The following is an 18,111-nucleotide window of genomic DNA, read 5'->3' as shown; positions in this document are numbered from 1 at the left end:
CGGTGTGACGCCGCACACGGGGGTCCTCCCGCGTGCGCCGCCACGACGAGGCCGCTCAGATCGCCGGGATCTCGTCCGCCAAGGCCAGCCAGGTCTCCTCGGTCCGCTCCCGCTCGGCCCGCAGCTCCTTGAGTTGCGCGTCGAGTTCCGCGACCTTGGCGTAGTCGGTGGCGTGCGCGGCGAGCTGGTCGAGCAGGGCGGCCTCCTTCTGCTCCAGCTTGGCGATCTGCCGTTCCAGCCGGGCCAGTTCCTTGCGGGCCTGGCGCGCCTCAGCGGCGGACATGCCGACCTCGGCCGGCGCGTCGGTGCTGACCGCGGCGGCCGGCTCGGTCGGGGCGGGGCCGGGTCGGCCGGCGGCCCGGGCGAGGTACTCGTCGACGCCACCGGGCAGGTGCACGAGCCGCCCGTCGCCGAACATCCCGTACGCGACGTCCGTGACCCGCTCGATGAGGTAGCGGTCGTGGCTGGCCACGACGATGGTGCCGGGCCAGGAGTCGAGCAGGTCCTCCAACGCGGCGAGGGTGTCGGTGTCGAGGTCGTTGGTGGGCTCGTCGAACAGGAGCACGTTGGGCTCCCCGGCGAGCAGCCGGAGCATCTGCAACCGGCGGCGCTCGCCGCCGGAGAGGTCGCTGACCGGGGTCCAGAGCCGCCGGTCGTCGAAGCCGAACACCTCGGCGAGCTGGGCGGCGGAGACCTCCCGGTCGCCGAGCTGCACCCGGCGGGCGACCTCCTCGACGGCTTCGAGGACCCGCAGGTGACCGGGCAGCTCGGCCAACTCCTGGGAGAGGAAGGCCGGCCGGACGGTCGAGCCGGTGGCGAGGCGCCCGCCGTCGGGGCGGGTCACGCCGGCCAGCATCCGCAGCAGGGTGGTCTTGCCGGCGCCGTTGCGGCCGAGGATCGCGATGCGGTCGCCGGGGCCGACCTGCCAGGTGACGTCGTGCAGGATCTCCTTCGGGCCGGCGTGCAGGGTCACCTGCTCCAGGTCGTACACCTGCTTGCCGAGCCGGGCGGTGGCGAGCCGTTGCAGCGACATGGTGTCGCGCGGCGGCGGGACGTCGGCGATGAGCGCGTTGGCCGCGTCGATGCGGAACCGCGGCTTGGAGGTGCGGGCGGGCGGGCCGCGGCGCAGCCAGGCGATCTCCTTGCGGAGCAGGTTCTGCCGGCGGGCCTCGGTGGCTGCGGCGACCCGCTCGCGCTCCGCGCGGGCGAGGGTCCAGGCGGCGAAGCCGCCCTCGTACGCCCGGACGGTCTGGTCGGCGACCTCCCACGTGGTGGTGCAGACGGCGTCGAGGAACCACCGGTCGTGGGTGACCACGACGAGCGCGCCCTTGCGGCCGACGAGGTGGCGGGCCAGCCAGTCGACGCCGCCGACGTCGAGGTGGTTGGTGGGCTCGTCGAGGATGAGCAGGTCGGACTCGCGGACCAGCAGCGCGGCCAGGGCCACGCGCCGCCGCTCGCCGCCGGACATCGGGCCGACCGGCTGGTCGAGCCCGAGATGGGGCATGCCGAGGCCGTCGAGGATGGCGCGGACGCCGGCGTCGCCGGCCCACTCGTGCTCGGCGCCCATGCTCTCGCCGAGCCAGGCTGTGCCGAGCACCACGTCCCGGACGGTGGCGTCGGGGGCGAGCGTCAGGCTCTGCGGCAGCCAGGCGACCCGCAGGTCACGGCGGTGGGTGACCCGTCCGTCGTCCGGTTCCTCCTGCTTGGTGAGCAGCCGCAGCAGGGTGGACTTGCCGGCGCCGTTGAGGCCGACCACGCCGATCCGGTCGGCGTCGTCGAGGCCGAGCGAGACGTCGGTGAGCAGTGGCCCGGCGGCGCCGTAGCCCTTGGACACCCGGTCCAGGTTGACGATGTTGGCCACGACCTCACCTCCCATGATCAAGGCGTCCCCGTGCCGGTCGGCACCTGGGACGCCTGAGCCTCCCAGCGTACGCGGGCGCCGGGGCCCGCCCCGGCCGGAGCCGGGCCCGCCGCGAATCAACCAGCGGGGCGGCCGGCTTGTTCCAGGTCAGCGGGCGCCGGAGCGCCGGCGGTCAGATGATGCGGGCGCCGGCGACCGGGCCGTGGGCGGTCCGTGCCTCGCGGCACACCCCGGCCGACGCCAGCTCGGCGGCGATCCGCTCGGCGTCGGCGGCGTCCATCGCGAGGAAGACGCAGGTCGGCCCCGAGCCGGAGACGATGCCGGCGAGCGCGCCGGCCGCCTCGCCGGCCTTCAGCGTCGCCGCCAGCGACGGGCGCATGGCCAGGGCGGCGTCCTGGAGGTCGTTGCCGAGGGTCGCGGCGAGCACCCGCGGGTCCCGCTGGCGCAGCGCCGCGAGCAGCGCGTCGGTGCTGCCCAGCGGCGCGCCGGCGGTGCCGGCGTCGCGGAGCCGGTCCAGTTCGCGGTAGGCGGCCGGGGTGGAGAGGCCGCCGTCGGCGATGGCGACGACCCAGTGCCAGGACGTGGGGCGGGCCAGCACGGGGCTGACCGCCTCCCCCCGGCCGGTGCCGAGCGCCGTGCCGCCGTAGATCAGGAACGGCACGTCGGAGCCCAGGTCGGCGGCGATCCCGGCCAGCTCGTCGCGGGACAGCCCGGTGCCCCAGAGCGCGTCGCAGGCGACCAGTGCGGCGGCGGCGTCGGCGCTGCCCCCGGCCAGCCCGCCGGCCAGCGGGATCTGCTTGCGCAGGTGCAGCCGGGCGTGCGGCGTCACCCCGGCGTACCCGGCGAGGGCGTGGGCCGCCCGGATGACCAGGTTGGAGTCGTCCAGGGCCAGCTCGCCGGCGCCCTCGCCCTCCATGGTGAGGGTGAGCGTGTCGCCCCGGCGGGCGGTCAGCTCGTCGTGGATGGAGATGGCGTGGTAGACGGTGTTCAGCTCGTGGTAACCGTCGCGGCGCAGCGGCCCCACCCCGAGGTGCAGGTTGACCTTGGCGGGCACCCGGACCCGCACCGGTCCGCTGGCGCCGCGCCGCCGCTGCTCGTCCTCGTCGTCCGGTCCCCAGGCCTCGGTCACGGGGCGGTGTCCCGCGGGCGCAGGCGGATGTCGAACGGCTTCTCCACGATCAGCTCCTCGGCGGCGTCGGCGGCCGGCACGCACCGGCCGTCGACCAGGTCGTACGCGTACACGTGCGGATGGCCCGGGGCGGGCACGGCGTCAGCCTACTGTGCGGCGGACGGGGCGGCCGGGGCCGACGCGGCGATGGCGGCGAACTGCTCGACGGAGAGCGACTCGCCGCGCGCGCCGGGGTCGACGCCGGCGGCGGCGAGCGCGGCGGCGGCCCGGTCCGCGCCGCCGGCCCAGCCGGCCAGCGCGGCGCGCAGGGTCTTGCGGCGCTGCGCGAACGCCGCGTCCACCACGGCGAAGACCCGTTCCCGGGGTACGTCGTCGCGGGGCGGCTCGCGGCGGGTGAAGGCGACCAGTCCGGAGTCGACGTTCGGCACCGGCCAGAACACGTTCGGCGGGACCTTCCCGGCGGCGCGGGCGCGGGAGTACCAGGCGAGCTTGACCGACGGGACGCCGTACACCTTGGAGCCGGGACCGGCTACGAGCCGGTCGGCGACCTCCTTCTGCACCATCACCAGGCCGTGCCGCAGGCTGGGCAGCTCGGCGAGCAGGTGCAGCACCACCGGCACGGCCACGTTGTAGGGCAGGTTCGCCACCAGCGCGGTCGGCGCCGGGTCGGCCAGGTCGGCGGCGCGTACGCGCAGCGCGTCGGCGTGGTGCACGGTGAGCCGGGCGGCGTCCGGGCCGGCGTGCCGGGCGGCGGTCTCCGGCAGCGCGCCGGCCAGCGTCGGGTCGATCTCCACAGCGTGCACGTGGGCGGCGGCGGGGAGCAGGGCCAGGGTGAGCGAGCCGAGGCCGGGGCCGACCTCCAGCGCCACGTCGTCCGGGGTCAGCCCGGCGGCGGTGACGATGCGCCGCACCGTGTTGGGGTCGTGCACGAAGTTCTGGCCGAGCCTCTTGGTGGGGGCGACGCCCAGCCGGGCGGCCAGTTCCCGGATCTCCGCCGGGCCGAGGAGACCGGTCACGCCCCGTAGCCTATGCGGGCCGGCACGGGCGTGCGGAGGGGGGACCTGCCGGTCACCACGGGCCGAAGACGCGGTCGCCGGTGGCGGAGATGGCGGCGCAGAGGTCGTCCAGGTCCGCGCCGGTCGTCTCGGCCAGCGCCCGGACGGTCAGCGGGATCAGGTACGACGCGTTGGGCCGGCCGCGGTGCGGCATCGGGGTCAGGTACGGCGCGTCGGTCTCCACCAGGATCTGGTCGAGCGGGGTCAGGGCGGCGGCCTCGCGCAGCGCCCCGGCGCTGCCGAAGGTGACGGTGCCGGCGAAGCTGAGCAGGTAGCCGCGGCGGACGCACTCGGCGGCGAAGTCGGCGTCGCCGGAGAAGCAGTGCAGCACCACGGTGTCGGGCGCGCCCTCGTCGTCGAGGATCCGCAGCACGTCGGCGTGCGCGTCGCGGTCGTGGATGACCAGCGCCTTGCCGTACCGCTTGGCGATGGCGATGTGCGCGCGGAAGCTCTCCTCCTGCACGGCCCGACCCTCCTCCCCGGTGCGGAAGAAGTCCATGCCGGTCTCGCCGATGCCGCGTACCCGGTCGCGGGCGGCGAGCGCCTCGATCTCGCGCAGCGCCTCGTCGAGGTCGGCCAGGCGGGGCGCCTCGTTCGGGTGCAGCGCCACGGTGGCCAGCACGGCCGGGTGGGCGTCGGCGGCGTCGGCGCCCCAACGGGACGACGCCACGTCCACCCCGACCTGCACCAGCCGGTCGACGCCCACGGAGGCGGCGACGGCGACGACCGCGGCGACGGGGTCCGCGGCGGGGCCGCCGCTCGAGTCGGCAGCTGCCCGCGCCGCCGGCTCGCCCGGCGCGGCCTGTGGGGGCACGCCGGCCTCGTTGACGGTGATGTCGAGGTGGGTGTGGCTGTCCAGCACGGGGCGGGGCAGCGGCTCGGGGGCGGGCGGGAACTCCCCGGCCCGGCGGGCGGCGCGCTGCTTGCGGGTTTCGGTGGGCTCGCTCATCGCAGGCCAGCATCACACACCGTCGGCGGCCCGCGTCGCGGGGACGCCACCGGCCGTTCACCGACTCGGCACATGTCGGGCCTAGCGTCAGCGGGGTGACCGTCACCCCTCAGACCAGCGGAAACAGCCTCAGCGTCACATACGAGGGCGCGGTGTACCCGGCGGAGGAGATCGCCCGGGGCGCGGCGTACGAGTTGTCCAGCGCGGCCGAGGCGCCCGGCTTCGAGTGGTCCCGGCCGGGCACGACCCGGCCGTGGCGCAGGTTCGTGCACGCCACCGAGGTCAGCGACGTGCATCCGGCGACGGAGCCGGTCGAGGAGCCGGAGGCGCCGCTGCTGGTGCCGCTGCACCGGGAGCGGGGCTGGTCGTACGTGCAGCAGCTCAGCCAGCAGCCGACGGCGGCCGGCGACCCGACGCTGGCGGCGGTGCGCGCCTCGGCGGTGGTCCGGCGCGGCACCCGGATGGTGAAGGTGCTCTCCGCCCGGCAGCTCGCCGGGTACGTGCGCGGGTGGCTGCCGCACGGCTTCTGCTACCGGGAGCACGACGTGGCGCACCTGCGTACCCCGGCGGCGACGACGGTGCTGCGCACCGACGGCTCGGACGCCCGGGACGGCGCGGACGTGACGTACGCGCTGCGCTGGCGGGCCGCCGACCCGGGCGACTACGACGTGCCGGTCGGCGACGCGCACCGCGGCCTGACGGCGCTGGCGCCCCGCGACCGGATCGGCGCGGCGGTCCTCGGCACGGGGTTCGTGCCGAGCAGCGGCCAGCTCGTCCCGGAGTTCGTCACGCGGGACTTCGCGGACCTGCCGATGCCGGCGAACGCCACCCTGCTCGCCTACCCGGCCGACGGCGTGGAGGTCGTGCTCTACAGCTACCAGGCCGAGCAGCGCGGCTGGCTGCGGATGGCCGGCCCGCAGTGGCGGCACCTGCTCGCGGCGGTGCCGGGGCTCTCCCCCGACCAGGAGTACGTGCCGACGGGCGAGGCGCCCCGCTCCACCCGGCTGGTCGGCGGCTACGCCGGCGGCGACTACGAGGCGGTGGCCGACCTGCCCGGCGGGTTCCGGGTGCTGGCGATGACCCGCGCCGCCCGGTACCCGGTCGAGTGGGCGGCCCGCCGGCTGCGGGTGGCCGACTGGCGGGGCGTGCCCTGCCTGGTGCTGCGGGAGGAGACCGGCTGGCTCCGCCTGCGACTGCGCCGACCGGATCCGGACGCGGTGGCGGAGACCGGGGCGCAGTGCCAGGAGCGGGGCGTCTACGAGGCGTGGGCGCCGGCCGCCGAGGTCACCGAGGACCGGGTGGTGGACCTGCCGTACCGGCTCTGACCCGGCCCGTGCCAGATCTCGCCGGCATAACCGGGGACGGGGTGGGAACCCGCACGCGTCCAGCCGTCACGTGACCAGGAGACGCGCATGCCTTTCATCACCGTGGGGACGGAGAACTCCGCCCCCATCGACCTGTACTACGAGGACCACGGCTCCGGTCAGCCGATCGTGCTGATCCACGGCTTCCCGTTCAACGGCGCGACCTGGGAGAAGCAGACCGGGCCGCTGCTGGCCGCCGGATACCGGACGATCACGTACGACCGGCGGGGTTTCGGCGCTTCCGCCCAGCCGGCGTTCGGGTACGACTACGACACGTTCGCCGCCGACCTCGACGTGCTGATGACCGAGCTGGACCTGCGCGACGCGATCCTGGTCGGCCACTCGATGGGCACCGGCGAGGTGACCCGCTACCTGGGCGTGTACGGCTCGCAGCGGGTCGACCGGGCGGTGCTGCTGGCCCCGCTCGCGCCGTTCCTGCTGAAGACCTCGGACAACTCGGAGGGGGTCGAGAAGAGCCTCTTCCAGGGCTTCCAGCAGGCCATCCTCGACGACCGCTTCGCCTACCTCACCACCTTCTGCGAGGCGTTCTTCAACTACCAGGAGAACAGGGGCAAGCTGGTCAGCGAGGAGGCGTTCCGGGCGCACTGGGAGATCGGCGCCCGGGCCTCGGCGAAGGGAACCCACGACAGCGTGGATGCCTGGCAGACCGACTTCCGGGGCGACGTGTCCCGCATCGACGTGCCGGTGCTGATCGTGCAGGGCGACTCCGACGCGGTGCTGCCGTACCCGAAGACGGGGCAGCGGCTCCAGCCGATGCTGGCCGGCAGCCGGTTGGTCACCCTGAAGGGCGCGCCGCACGGCATCCCGTGGACGAACGCGCCCGAGGTGAACCGCAGCATCATGGACTTCATCGGCGCGCCGGCGATGGCGCGGGCCTGACCGTCCCGGGGCGCAGCCGCACGGCCTGGCGTGGACGACGACGGGCGCGACCCCCTCGGGGGCCGCGCCCGTCGGCACGCTCGGGATCAGCCGGCCAGGCGGGCCAGCTCCTCGTCGACGATCGACGGGTCGAGCTTGCGGAAGACCGGCTTCGGTGCGGCCAACGCCCGGCCCACCTCCAGCGGCACGGACTCCCAGCGCGCGCCGACCGAGTAGTCACCGGTCAGCACCGGGTACGCGGGCCCGCCGTCGAGGTCGTCGACCTCCTCGATGACCGGCATCGGGGCGTGCACGCCGGTGCCGCCGAGCAGCTCGTGCACCTTCTGCGCGGAGTGCGGCAGGAACGGGGTGAGCAGCGTGTTGGCGTCGCTGACCACCTGGAGGGCGACGTGCAGGATGGTGCCCATCCGGGGCTTGTCGGCCTCGCCCTTGAGCTTCCACGGTGCCTGCTCGGAGAGGTACTTGTTGGCCTCGGCGACCACCCGCATCGCCTCGCCGATGGCCTGCTTCTGCCGGTGCCGGGCGATCAGGTCACCGACCGTCGCGAAGCCGGCCCGGGCGACCGCGAGCAGCGCCTCGTCGGCCTCGGTGAGCCCGGCCGGGTCGACGGGCGGAATCGCGCCGAAGTTCTTCGCCGCCATCGAGATGGAGCGGTTGACCAGGTTGCCCCAGCCGGCGACCAGCTCGTCGTTGTTGCGGCGGAGGAATTCGGCCCAGGTGAAGTCGGTGTCGTTGCTCTCCGGGCCGGCGGCGGCGATGAAGTAGCGCAGCGCGTCGGCGTCGTACCGCTCCAGGAAGTCCCGGACGTAGATGACGACCCGCCGGGAGGAGGAGAACTTGCGCCCCTCCATGGTCAGGTATTCGCTGGAGACCACCTCGGTGGGCAGGTTGAGCCGGCCCAGCTCGCCCGGCTGGCCGTCGCGGTCACCCTCGCCCGAGTAGCCGGAGAGCAGCGCCGGCCAGATCACCGAGTGGAAGACGATGTTGTCCTTGCCCATGAAGTAGTAGGCGCGGGCGTCACCGCCGACTCCGTCGGCAAACGGGACACCGCCCTCCGCGCCCGTTGAATTCCAGTACCTGCGCCACGCCTCGGGGTCGCCGGAGCGGCGGGCCCACTCGATCGAGGCGGAGAGGTAGCCGATCACCGCGTCGAACCAGACGTAGATGCGCTTGTCGGGGCGGTCCCGCCAGCCGTCGAGCGGGATCGGCACGCCCCACTCCAGGTCCCGGGTGATGGCCCGGGGCTGGAGGTCGTCGAGCAGGTTCCGCGAGAAGCGCAGCACGTTGGGCCGCCAGCCCTCGCGGGTGTCCAGCCACTGCCGCAGCACGTCGGCCAGAGCGGGCAGGTCCAGGAAGAAGTGCTCGGTCTCGACGAACTTCGGGGTCTCCCCGTTGATCCGCGACTTCGGGTCGATCAGGTCGATCGGGTCGAGCTGGTTGCCGCAGTTGTCGCACTGGTCGCCGCGGGCGCTGTCGTAGCCGCAGATCGGGCAGGTGCCCTCGATGTAGCGGTCGGGCAGGGTCCGGCCGGTGGACGGGGAGATCGCGCCCATGGTGGTCTTCGGGACGATGTAGCCGTTGCGGTACATCCCCTCGAACAGCTCCTGCACCACCGCGTAGTGGTTGCGGGTGGTGGTGCGGGTGAACAGGTCGTAGGAGAGCCCGAGGCCGTGCAGGTCCTCGACGATCACCCGGTTGTAGCGGTCGGCCAGCTCGCGCGGGGTGACGCCGTCGGCGTCCGCCTGCACCTGGATGGGGGTGCCGTGCTCGTCGGTGCCCGACACCATGAGCACGTCGTGGCCGGCCATCCGCATGTACCGGCTGAAGACGTCGGAGGGAACGCCGAAACCGGAGACGTGGCCGATGTGGCGCGGGCCGTTGGCGTACGGCCAGGCAACCGCCGCGAGAACGTGACTCATGACCAGCAAGCCTAGTGACCCGCTTCGGGTGACCGCGAATCAATAGGCCTCGCGGGTCGGCGGACCGGCCGGATCGGCTCCGCCATTTGTCCGATTTGTCGCCGACACGCGGCCCGAGCTGCCCGTTCGCGTGCGGGTGGCGGGGTGCAATGAACGTCGTGACTGGCAGACGAGCGGCCCGGGATCACGACGACCGCCCCTCCGGCCCGCCGGACGGCGGTGCGGCCGGTGCGTCGCGCGGCACCGTCGCGCCGCATCCGCGGGTGGTCCCGCCCGCCGCGCCGCCGGAGCCGCCGGCCGCGCCCGCCAGGCCGCCCACCGGGCCGCCCGCCGACCCCGCCGGGCCGCCCGCCGAACCGGCCGGGGCCGCCGAGCCGGCCGCCGAGGTCGAGCCCACGACCGGGGCGCCGGTCGACGCCGTGCCGCGCCGGGTCCCGGTCCGCCAGCCCCACCACGCCCGCCGGGGACGTCCCGCCGACGGGGGTACGCCGGACGGCGACGACGCCGGCGGCACGCCCGACGGCGACGACGGCGCGTACTGGCCGCCGATCGAACAGGTGCACTGGGACGGCACGCCGATCAGAGAGGAGCCACCGCACGAACGGCAGCGGTCCTCCCGGGACGGGGACCGGCAGGCCCGGCGCGCCCCGCGCCCGCCCGATCCGCTGCCGGGGCTGGCCGTGCTGCTGGCGTTGAGCCTGGTCGCGGCCTTCTTCGCCTGGGTCAGCGCGGGGCCGTTCTGGCTGGCGGTGGGGCACGCCACGCGGGGCACGGCGGTGATCGTCGACTGCACCGGGGACGGGCTCACCCAGCGCTGCCGGGGCAACTTCGCCCCCGCCGACGAGCCGTGGATCGCGCACGGCGTACGGGTCAGCGGGGTGGCCGCGGAGCGGACCGCGACCGGCGCGACGCTGCCGGCCCGGATGACCGGCCCGGACGGCGGCACCGCGTACGCGGACGCCGGGGCGGCCGGGCACCTGCGCTGGCTGCTCGGCCTGCTGGTGGTGCTGGGCTGCTGCGCCGGGATCGCCAGGTGGACCGGGGCCACCCGGCTCGCCGACCCCCGGACCCGCCGCTGGGCGGTCACCGGCGCCGTGGCCGGCCCGCTGGCGCTCACCCTCGGCTTCCTCGTCGCCGCCTGGTGAGTCGCCTCGCGCGTCAGGCGTGCACGACGCCGTAGACGTCGCGCCGGCGCAGGCCGTACTCCGTGGCGACCTCGGTGATCGCGTCCCGCCGGGACAGGCCGGCGGCCTCCCGGGCGGCGACGGCGGCCCGCAGGGTGTCGTCGTCGGGGCGTTCCGGGGCCGTCTCGGGCGCGCCCGCCACCACGAGGGTGATCTCGCCGCGCGGCTCCCCCGCGGCGGCCCAGTCGGCCAGCTCGCCGAGCGGGCGGCGGACGATCTCCTCGTACGTCTTGGTCAGCTCGCGGCACAGCGCGGCAGGCCGGTCGGCGCCGAACGCGGCGGCCAGGTCGGCGAGCGCGCCGGCGATCCGGTGCGGCGCCTCGAAGAAGACCAGCGTCCGTTCCTCGGCGGCGAGCGCCCGCAGCCGGGACCGGCGGGCGCCGGGGGTGCGCGGCAGGAAGCCCTCGAAGCAGAACCGGTCGCAGGGCAGCCCGGACAGCGCCAGCGCGGTGGTGACGGCGCTCGGACCGGGCGCGGCGGTGACCGGCACGCCGGCGTCCAGGGCGGCCCGCACCAGCCGGTAGCCGGGGTCGGAGACGCTCGGCATGCCGCCGTCGGTGACCAGGGCGACCACGTAGCCGGCGGTCAACACGTCGGCCAGCTCGGGGGTGCGCCGCTCCTCGTTGCCCTCGAAGTAGGAGACGATCCGCCCCGCCACGGTGACGTCCAGGTCGCGGGCCAGGCGGGTGAGCCGGCGGGTGTCCTCGGCGGCCACCACGTCGGCGGTGGCGAGCACCTCGCGGAAGCGGGCCGAGGCGTCGGCCGGGTTGCCGAGCGGCGCGCCGAGGAGGATCAGGCGCCCGGTGTCGGACATTTCACCCACGGGAACGGCTCCTTCATCGACAGGGGTGCCGGTATCGGAGGCGACGGGCGCCACCGGGCACCTTGGCAGCCTACGATCGCCGGGTGACGAGTGCGTCGACAGCACAGAGCGCGGACCAGGCGGGACCCGATCCCACGGCGGGGGCGCCGGCGGAAGGATCGTCCCCGGCTCCCGGCGGCGGCGTTCCCGGCATCGTCCGGCGCCGGCTGGCGACCGTGGAGGCCCGGCTGGACGGGCGCTCCTGGCTGGCCACCGGCGTGATCGTCGCGATCGCGGCGATCCTGCGGTTCGTCGGCCTGAGCCATCCGCCCGGGAAGATCTTCGACGAGATCTACTACGCCCGCGAGGGCTGGGCCCTGGTCGACAAGGGCGTCGAGTGGAACTACCAGGACAACGGCCCCTCGTACGTGGTCCACCCGCCGCTCGGCAAGTGGCTGATCGGGCTCGGCGAGTGGGCCTTCGGCTACTCGGACGCCGAGCAGGGCATCTCCGCGCCGGGGCACCTGATGACCACCGCCCCGGAGTTCGGCTGGCGGTTCTCGGCGGCGGTCGTCGGCACCCTGTCGGTGCTGATGTTGGTCCGCATCGGCCGGCGGATGTTCCGCTCGACCGCGCTCGGCTGCGCGGCCGGCCTGCTGCTCGCGCTGGACGGCTTCCACCTGGTGCTGTCCCGCACGGCGCTGCTCGACATCTTCCTGCTGTTCTTCGTGCTGGCCACGTTCGGCGCCCTGGTGCTGGACCGGGACGCCCGGCGCCGCCGGTGGGCCCGGGCGCTGGAGGCGGGCCTCGACCCGGGCCGGCCGGGGCGGGCCGGGCGGCCGGCGGGCGGCTGGCGGACCTGGCCGTGGTGGCGGCTGGCCGCCGGGGTGCTGTTCGGCGGTGCCTGCGCGGTGAAGTGGAGCGCGCTCTACTTCCTGCCCGTGTTCGCGCTGCTGGTGATCCTCTGGGAGGTCGGGGTCCGCCGCTCCGCGGGCGCCCGCCGGCCGTGGCGGGACACCCTCCTCGACGAGCTGCCCTGGCTGGTGCTGGCCGGGGTGCTGATGGTGGTCACCTACGTCGCCACCTGGTCCGGCTGGCTGCTCGGCGACGACGGCTACTACCGGCTCGCGGAGCGGTACCCGAACGCGCCGCTGAGCGACACCCCCGTCATCGGCGCCCTGCACAACCTCGTCGAGTACCACAAGGCGGCGTACGGCTTCCACCGGACTCTGGACGAGGGGCACAAGTACCAGTCGTGGCCGTGGCAGTGGCTGCTGCTGGGCCGGCCGGTCGCCTTCTACTGGTCAGGCAACGGGGCCTGCGGCGCGCCGAGCTGCGCCTCGGAGGTCCTGCTGCTCGGCACGCCCCTGCTCTGGTGGTCGTTCCTGCCCGCCCTGGTGGCGCTGACGTGGCTGGGCCTGGCCCGGCGGGACTGGCGGGCCGGCGCGATCCTGCTCGTCGTGGCGGCCGGCCTGCTGCCCTGGTTCTGGTTCGCGCTGGACGGCCGGACGATGTTCTCCTTCTACACCGCGCCGGTGCTGCCGTTCCTGGTGCTGGCGGTGGTCTACGTGCTCGGCGCGATCGTCACACCCGCCGGCCCGCCCGGGGGCGGCACCGTCGCGCCGCTCGACGCCGGCCAGGACCGCCGGCTCGTGGGCGGGGTGATCGCCGGGGCGTACGTCCTGCTGGTCGCGCTCTGCTTCGCGTACTTCCATCCGATCTTCGTCGGCAAGCTGCTCCCGTACGCCGAGTGGTCGGCGCGGATGTGGCTGGACGGCCGCTGGATCTGACCGACGGCGCGCGACCCGCCGCGGCTCCGGGGCCACCGGGGCGCGGCGTGCGCACGAGAAACGGGCCCGCACGCCACGCGTGCGGGCCCGTCGACGTAGAAGCGCGCCCCGATCGCCTGCCACGGGGGAAGCGGGCGATTGGGGCGCGCATGAAGAGCTTAGCCACCCCACACCACTGGCACAACGGGTCGACTTCGGTCAGATTTCCGACCTACGCGACACCGAACGGATGGTTTACATCCGGCATCTTACGGTCCGTCATCCTGCGCAAACGGTGCGGATCGACGGGCCACCGCAGGCCGACAGCCGACCGAACTTCCCGGTCGACCGTCCCCCTTGGCCGGCGTGCGGTTCATGCCCGGTCATTCCATATTCGACCGCCTGCGCCGATCGTCATCGGCGTCGCCGGACAGGCCGTTCATCCGGATGTTCACCTTCTGGAGACCGCACGTCACGCAACACCGCATAACCCGACATATAGTTCCAATTGCCTCCCTACTCTCGTCCGAGTGGTCGTCTACATTCACGACGGTGGGTCGCCCGCCGTCCTCAAGGGACTTTCCGTCCCCGCCGCCCGCTCCGTCGCCGCCCCGGCCCTCGTCGACGCCACCGGGCGGCGACATCGACCGGCGCGGCGCAGCCGCGTCCCCGCCGCGGCAGGCCCCCTGACGCGCCTCTCGGCCGTCGCGGCCACTGTCCGGTCGGGACCGGCGCTCCCGACCCGCGTCCCCCGGGACGTCGACGCCCGCCCCATCGGCGCGCGACCGATCAGCCCCGGCCGGTAGCAGGCGCAAGCGCCGGCTGATCCCGGCGGCGGTCGGCGGTCCAGCCGACACCCGTCCCAACGTTTCGCCACTTCCGTGACGCCTCACGGGCTTCACGGCGATCTCGCTGTCCATCGCACCTGCCCTGCGGGTGGCCCCTGTCGGACATCCCTGCCACCGCTCCGGTGATGACGGGGGGTCCGCACAGGCGTCCGCCGCACGGCACCGGTTGCTTGCCCGTAATCGACGCAGGAGGTTCGCGGTTCCGTGGAACAGGTAGGTCTCACCGGTACGCCCACGTCTCCCCCGGTGCCGGAGCGTCTTCCGGACGCGGAGGCGCGCGTCGCGGTCGGCTCGCTGGTCGTCGATGCCGTCCGGGGGCCGTGGGACGAGGGCGGCGTCACGCGCACGCGGCGCCTGCACCACGTGTTCGAGTCCGCGTGCGACCGGAACCCGGCGGCCGTCGCGCTCGAGTGCGGCGATGCGCGGTTGACCTACCGCGAGCTGGACGAGCGCGCCAACCGGTTGGCCCACCACCTGCGCGCGCTCGGTGTCGGCGACGGCTCGCGGGTGGCCATCCTGCTGCGGCGCTCCGTCGAGACGTACGTGGCGTTGCTGGGCGTGGGGAAGGCCGGCGCGGCGTTCGTGCCGATCGACCCCGAGTCGCCGGCCGACCGGGTCGCCTACATCGCCGAGGATTCCGCCGTCGACCTGGTGTTGACGTCCTCGGCGCTCGCCGACCGGGTGGGCGACCGGCCGGCCCTCGTCGTCGACGAGTGCGCCGCCGAACTCGCCGCCGCGCCCGCGGACCGGCCGGAACTCGGCGGCGACGGCAGCCAGGACCCCGGCGCCTACGTGATCTACACCTCCGGGTCGAGCGGTCGGCCCAAGGGCGTCGACGTCGCGCAGTCGAGCATCTGCAACTTTCTCGACGTGGTGCCCGGCGTGTACGACGTGCGCCCGACGGACCGGGTCTACCAGGGCATGACGATCGCGTTCGATTTCGCGATCGAGGAGATCTGGCCGACGTGGTCGGTCGGCGCCACCCTGGTGGCCGGCCCGAACGACTCGCGCCGCCTCGGCGCGGAGCTGGCGGACTTCCTCGACGAGGCACGCATCACCGTCCTCTACTGCGTGCCCACCCTGCTGGCCACCGTTCCGCGCGACCTGCCCCGGATCCGCAACCTGCTCGTCGGCGGGGAGGCCTGCCCGGGGCAGCTGGTCGAGCGGTGGAGCCGGCCCGGCCGGCGGATCCTCAACACCTACGGGCCGACCGAGGCCACGGTCACCGCGACCTGGGGCGAGCTGCTGCCCGGGCGACCGGTCACCATCGGGCGGCCCCTGCCGACCTACTCCGTGGTGCTGCTGGACGAGCAGCGGCAGCCGGTCGCCGACGGCGAGGTGGGTGAGATCTGCATCGGCGGCCCGGGGGTGGCGCGCGGGTACGTGGGGCGCCCGGACCTGACCGCCGACCGGTTCATCGCGCACGCCCTGGCACCGCCCGGCGGTCGGCTGTACCGCACCGGGGACCTCGGTCGGATCACCGAGGACGGCGAGATCGAGTACCTGGGCCGGGCGGACTCCGAGGTCAAGATCCGTGGCCATCGGGTGGACCTCGGTGAGATCGAGAGCGTGCTGCTGGAGGACCCGGGGGTGGCCGAGGCCGTGGCGGCGCTGGTCCCGGTCGCCGACGCCCCGGACGCCCCCCACGAGCTGGCCGCCTACCTCGTCGCGCACGACAGCGACGAGGTAGGGCGCGAGGAACTGGTCGCCCGGCTGTGTCAGACCCTGCAGACCCGGCTGCCCGGTTACATGGTGCCCTCCTTCCTGGACGTCGTCACCGCGCTGCCGACCATGCCCAGCGGCAAGGTCGACCGGAGACGGCTGCCCCCGCCGAACCGCCGGCTCACCCTCGCCACCGGCCCCGTCGTGGCCGCCGAGGGCGAGCTGGAGGAGCAGGTACGCGCGGCGTGGGCGGAGGCGTTCGGCATCGAGTCGGAGGCGCTCTCGGTCGAGGCGGACTTCTTCGCCGACCTCGGGGGGCACTCGCTGCTCGCGGCGCGGGTGGTGTCGCTGCTGCGCGCCCGCAAGGTCGGCGTGAGCCCGGCGGTCCGCGACCTGTACGCCCACCCGACCGTACGAGGCATGGCGGCCCATCTCGGCGCCGCCGATCGGACCGTCGCGCCCAGCGCTCCGCCCCGCCCCGCCCCGGTGCGGCACAGCAGCCGGCGGATCGCGCTGGCCGGGTCCGGCCAGGCGGCGGTGATCTACCTGCTGCTGCTGGCGGTCACGCTCCCCGTCTCCTACGTCTACACCCGCAACGACGGTTTCGTGTCGGCCCGCGTCCTCGTGGAGCTGATGGTCGCGATCCTGCTCAGCTACCTCGGCGTGCGGTGGGTGCTGCCGGTGCTGCTGGCCCGGCCGTTGGCCGCGGGCATCCGGCCCGGCCGGTACCGCCTGTGGGGCCCCACCTACGTCCGGCTCTGGGCGCTGAACACGCTGCTGGCGGTCGGGCCGCTGCCCATGCTCAGCGGTTCTCCGCTGATGGCGACCTACCTGCGGCTGCTCGGTGCCCGGATCGGCCGCCGGACCATGATCGCGACCAGCGCGATCAGCCTGCCGACCCTGATCTCCGTCGGGCGGGACGCCTCGGTCGGGTACGGCGTCTCGCTGCGGCCGTGGCGGGCGGAGGACGGCTGGGTCGTCGTCGGGCCGGTCACGATCGGGGCGGACGCCTTCGTCGGCGCGAACGCGGTCCTCGAGCCCGGCGCCTCGGTCGGGGCGGACGCCGGCCTCGGCGAACAGTCCGTCCTCGTCCACGGCGAGACGGTGCCACCTGGGGAGCGTTGGGCGGGCTCGCCGCCGGCACCGATCCCCCGGCTCGCTCCCACCGTCGAATCCCTGCTCAGCTACCGCCGCCTGCGGCGTGGCTGGCGCGTGCACCACATCGCCGCCGCGCTGGTCGGCCTGGTCGGGCTGGAACTCGGGGCGATCGCGATGGTCCTGCCCAGCGTGGCGCTGGTGTGGTGGGTGCTGCTGACCCGTGGCCTGCTCGCCGGCCTGGTCGCGACCCTGCCGGCCGGGATCGTCTACGTGCTCACCGTCTGCGCGTTGGTCGCCGCCGGCAAGCGTCTCGTGCTGCCGCGGGTGCCGGTCGGCATTCACCACCGCATCCACTCGATGCTCGGCGTGCGCAAGTGGATCGCCGACAAGCTGCTCGAGTCGAGCCTCATGTTCACCAACTCGCTCTACGCGACCCTCTACACCGGGCCCTGGCTGCGACTGCTGGGTGCCCGGGTCGGCCGCGGCGCCGAGGTCTCCACCGCCGCGCACCTGGACCCGGACCTGCTCACCCTGGGATCGGAGAGCTTCGTCGCCGACATGGCCAGCCTCGGCGCCGCGACGTTCGGCAACGGCCGGATGGCGTTCCTGCCCACCACGGTCGGCAGCCGGGCCTTCGTCGGCAACGCCGCGTTCGTACCGGCCGGCACGGTGCTGGGCGAGGGGTCCCTGATCGGCGTCGGCACACTGCCGCCCGACGACGGCGTCCCGGAGGGCACGTCCTGGCTGGGTTCACCGGCGATGCACCTGCCGGCGCGCCAGAGCAGCGGCTCCTTCTCGGAGGAGGTGACGTACCGCCCGCCACGCCCCGTGGTGGCCCGCCGGCTGTTCGTCGAGTTCTTCCGCGCGACCCTGCCCGCATCGGTGCTCGGCGCCAGCTTCTACCTCTACCTCCTGGCGCTGTCCCAACTCGCCAACGGTCGGGACCTGCTCGTGCCGGCGCTGGTGTCGCCCTTCGTCGCGATGACGTCGAGCGTCGCCGTGATCGCCTTCTGCGCGGCGACCAAGCGCAACGTCGTCGGCACCTACCGGCCCCGGGTGGAACCGCTGTGGAGCGGCTTCGTCCGGCGCACCGAGTTCGTCACCGGCCTCTACGAGGCCGCGGCGGTCCCCGCCGGCATCGGGCTCCTGGTCGGCACGCCGTTCCTACCGCCGCTGCTGCGCTGGTTCGGGGTCCGCGTCGGCAGACGCACCTGGATCGGCACGACGTACCTCACCGAGTTCGACCTCGTCGAGATCGGCGACGACGCGACCGTGGGCACCGAGGTGTCGCTGCAGACCCACCTGTTCGAGGACCGGGTGATGAAGATGTCCGTCGTCACGGTCGGCGCCGGCGCCACGATCGGCACCCGCGCCATCGTGCTCTACGACGCGGTCGTCGGCGACGACGTCATGTTGGGCTCGCTCTCGCTGCTGATGAAGGGCGAACACCTGGTTTCCGGGACCCGATGGCGCGGGATCCCCGCCCAGGGCGTGCTCACCCACGACACCACCGGCCAACGGGCGGCCTGATGCCGCGCCGTACGGCTGCGGCTCGCACCGCGCCGCAACCG

12 protein-coding genes are annotated in these 18,111 nt (G+C 74.5%); 5 read left to right on the top strand and 7 right to left on the bottom strand.

Features of this window, described 5'->3' with window-relative positions:
• Positions 1 to 55 precede the first annotated feature (55 nt).
• The 5 genes from ABZ793_RS15520 to ABZ793_RS15500 all read right to left on the bottom strand — a co-directional run bounded on the left by ABZ793_RS15520 (position 56) and on the right by ABZ793_RS15500 (position 4,994).
• Positions 56 to 1,861 (bottom strand): ABC-F family ATP-binding cassette domain-containing protein, encoded by a 1,806-nt coding sequence (locus ABZ793_RS15520; protein ID WP_357457257.1) that lies wholly within the window; start codon positions 1,859 to 1,861, stop codon positions 56 to 58.
• A gap of 172 nt (positions 1,862 to 2,033) precedes the next feature.
• Entirely contained in the window at positions 2,034 to 2,990 is a 957-nt protein-coding gene (locus ABZ793_RS15515; protein ID WP_357457255.1) for a 4-(cytidine 5'-diphospho)-2-C-methyl-D-erythritol kinase, read from the bottom strand.
• Positions 2,987 to 3,127, bottom strand: a complete 141-nt coding sequence (locus ABZ793_RS15510) for a hypothetical protein (protein WP_357457253.1) — start codon at positions 3,125 to 3,127, stop codon at positions 2,987 to 2,989. Before ABZ793_RS15510 ends, ABZ793_RS15515 begins: the two co-directional genes overlap by 4 nt.
• Before the next feature lie 9 nt (positions 3,128 to 3,136).
• Complete coding sequence (gene rsmA, locus ABZ793_RS15505) at positions 3,137 to 4,006, bottom strand: 16S rRNA (adenine(1518)-N(6)/adenine(1519)-N(6))-dimethyltransferase RsmA (protein ID WP_357457251.1); 870 nt, start codon at positions 4,004 to 4,006, stop codon at positions 3,137 to 3,139.
• Positions 4,007 to 4,058: 52 nt separating this feature from the next.
• Positions 4,059 to 4,994: a TatD family hydrolase gene (locus ABZ793_RS15500; protein WP_357457249.1), complete on the bottom strand. Its 936-nt coding sequence runs from the start codon at positions 4,992 to 4,994 to the stop codon at positions 4,059 to 4,061.
• 95 nt (positions 4,995 to 5,089) lie between these two features.
• Between ABZ793_RS15500 and ABZ793_RS15495 the strand changes: the two genes are divergently transcribed.
• Positions 5,090 to 6,319: a hypothetical protein gene (locus ABZ793_RS15495; RefSeq protein ID WP_357457247.1), complete on the top strand. Its 1,230-nt coding sequence runs from the start codon at positions 5,090 to 5,092 to the stop codon at positions 6,317 to 6,319.
• Between the two features lie 87 nt (positions 6,320 to 6,406).
• On the top strand, positions 6,407 to 7,258 hold the full coding sequence (locus tag ABZ793_RS15490; protein WP_357457245.1) for an alpha/beta hydrolase: 852 nt from the start codon (positions 6,407 to 6,409) through the stop codon (positions 7,256 to 7,258).
• An 86-nt stretch (positions 7,259 to 7,344) separates the two neighbouring features.
• On the opposite strand, the gene metG is transcribed toward ABZ793_RS15490, so the two are convergent.
• Entirely contained in the window at positions 7,345 to 9,177 is a 1,833-nt protein-coding gene (gene metG, locus ABZ793_RS15485; protein ID WP_357457242.1) for a methionine--tRNA ligase, read from the bottom strand.
• A gap of 149 nt (positions 9,178 to 9,326) precedes the next feature.
• Between metG and ABZ793_RS15480 the strand changes: the two genes are divergently transcribed.
• Complete coding sequence (locus ABZ793_RS15480; protein ID WP_357457240.1) at positions 9,327 to 10,322, top strand: hypothetical protein; 996 nt, start codon at positions 9,327 to 9,329, stop codon at positions 10,320 to 10,322.
• 13 nt (positions 10,323 to 10,335) lie between these two features.
• Here the strand turns inward: ABZ793_RS15480 and rsmI are convergent, their stop codons facing one another.
• Positions 10,336 to 11,184: a 16S rRNA (cytidine(1402)-2'-O)-methyltransferase gene (gene rsmI / locus ABZ793_RS15475; protein WP_357457238.1), complete on the bottom strand. Its 849-nt coding sequence runs from the start codon at positions 11,182 to 11,184 to the stop codon at positions 10,336 to 10,338.
• A gap of 83 nt (positions 11,185 to 11,267) precedes the next feature.
• On the opposite strand from rsmI, the gene ABZ793_RS15470 reads away from it, so the two are divergent.
• Positions 11,268 to 12,953: a phospholipid carrier-dependent glycosyltransferase gene (locus ABZ793_RS15470; protein WP_357457236.1), complete on the top strand. Its 1,686-nt coding sequence runs from the start codon at positions 11,268 to 11,270 to the stop codon at positions 12,951 to 12,953.
• A gap of 1,073 nt (positions 12,954 to 14,026) precedes the next feature.
• Positions 14,027 to 18,070 carry a Pls/PosA family non-ribosomal peptide synthetase gene (locus ABZ793_RS15465; RefSeq protein ID WP_357457234.1) on the top strand — a complete coding sequence of 1,348 codons (4,044 nt, stop codon included), beginning with the start codon at positions 14,027 to 14,029 and terminating at the stop codon, positions 18,068 to 18,070.
• Positions 18,071 to 18,111 lie beyond the last annotated feature (41 nt).

The sequence above is a fragment of the Micromonospora sp. NPDC047465 genome, from assembly GCF_040643125.1.
Classification (GTDB): Bacteria; Actinomycetota; Actinomycetes; order Mycobacteriales; family Micromonosporaceae; genus Micromonospora.
The sequence above is the reverse complement of the archived record's forward strand: the minus strand, read 5'-3'. Positions and strand labels throughout refer to the sequence as shown.

Excerpts from the sequence above, each read along its gene's own strand:
- ABZ793_RS15500 (WP_357457249.1), bottom strand. The coding sequence starts at position 4,994 with ATGAGCGAGCCCACCGAAACCCGCAAGCAGCGCGCCGCCCGCCGGGCC.
- ABZ793_RS15490 (WP_357457245.1), top strand. The coding sequence starts at position 6,407 with ATGCCTTTCATCACCGTGGGGACGGAGAACTCCGCCCCCATCGACCTG.
- metG (WP_357457242.1), bottom strand. The coding sequence starts at position 9,177 with ATGAGTCACGTTCTCGCGGCGGTTGCCTGGCCGTACGCCAACGGCCCG.
- ABZ793_RS15480 (WP_357457240.1), top strand. The coding sequence starts at position 9,327 with ATGAACGTCGTGACTGGCAGACGAGCGGCCCGGGATCACGACGACCGC.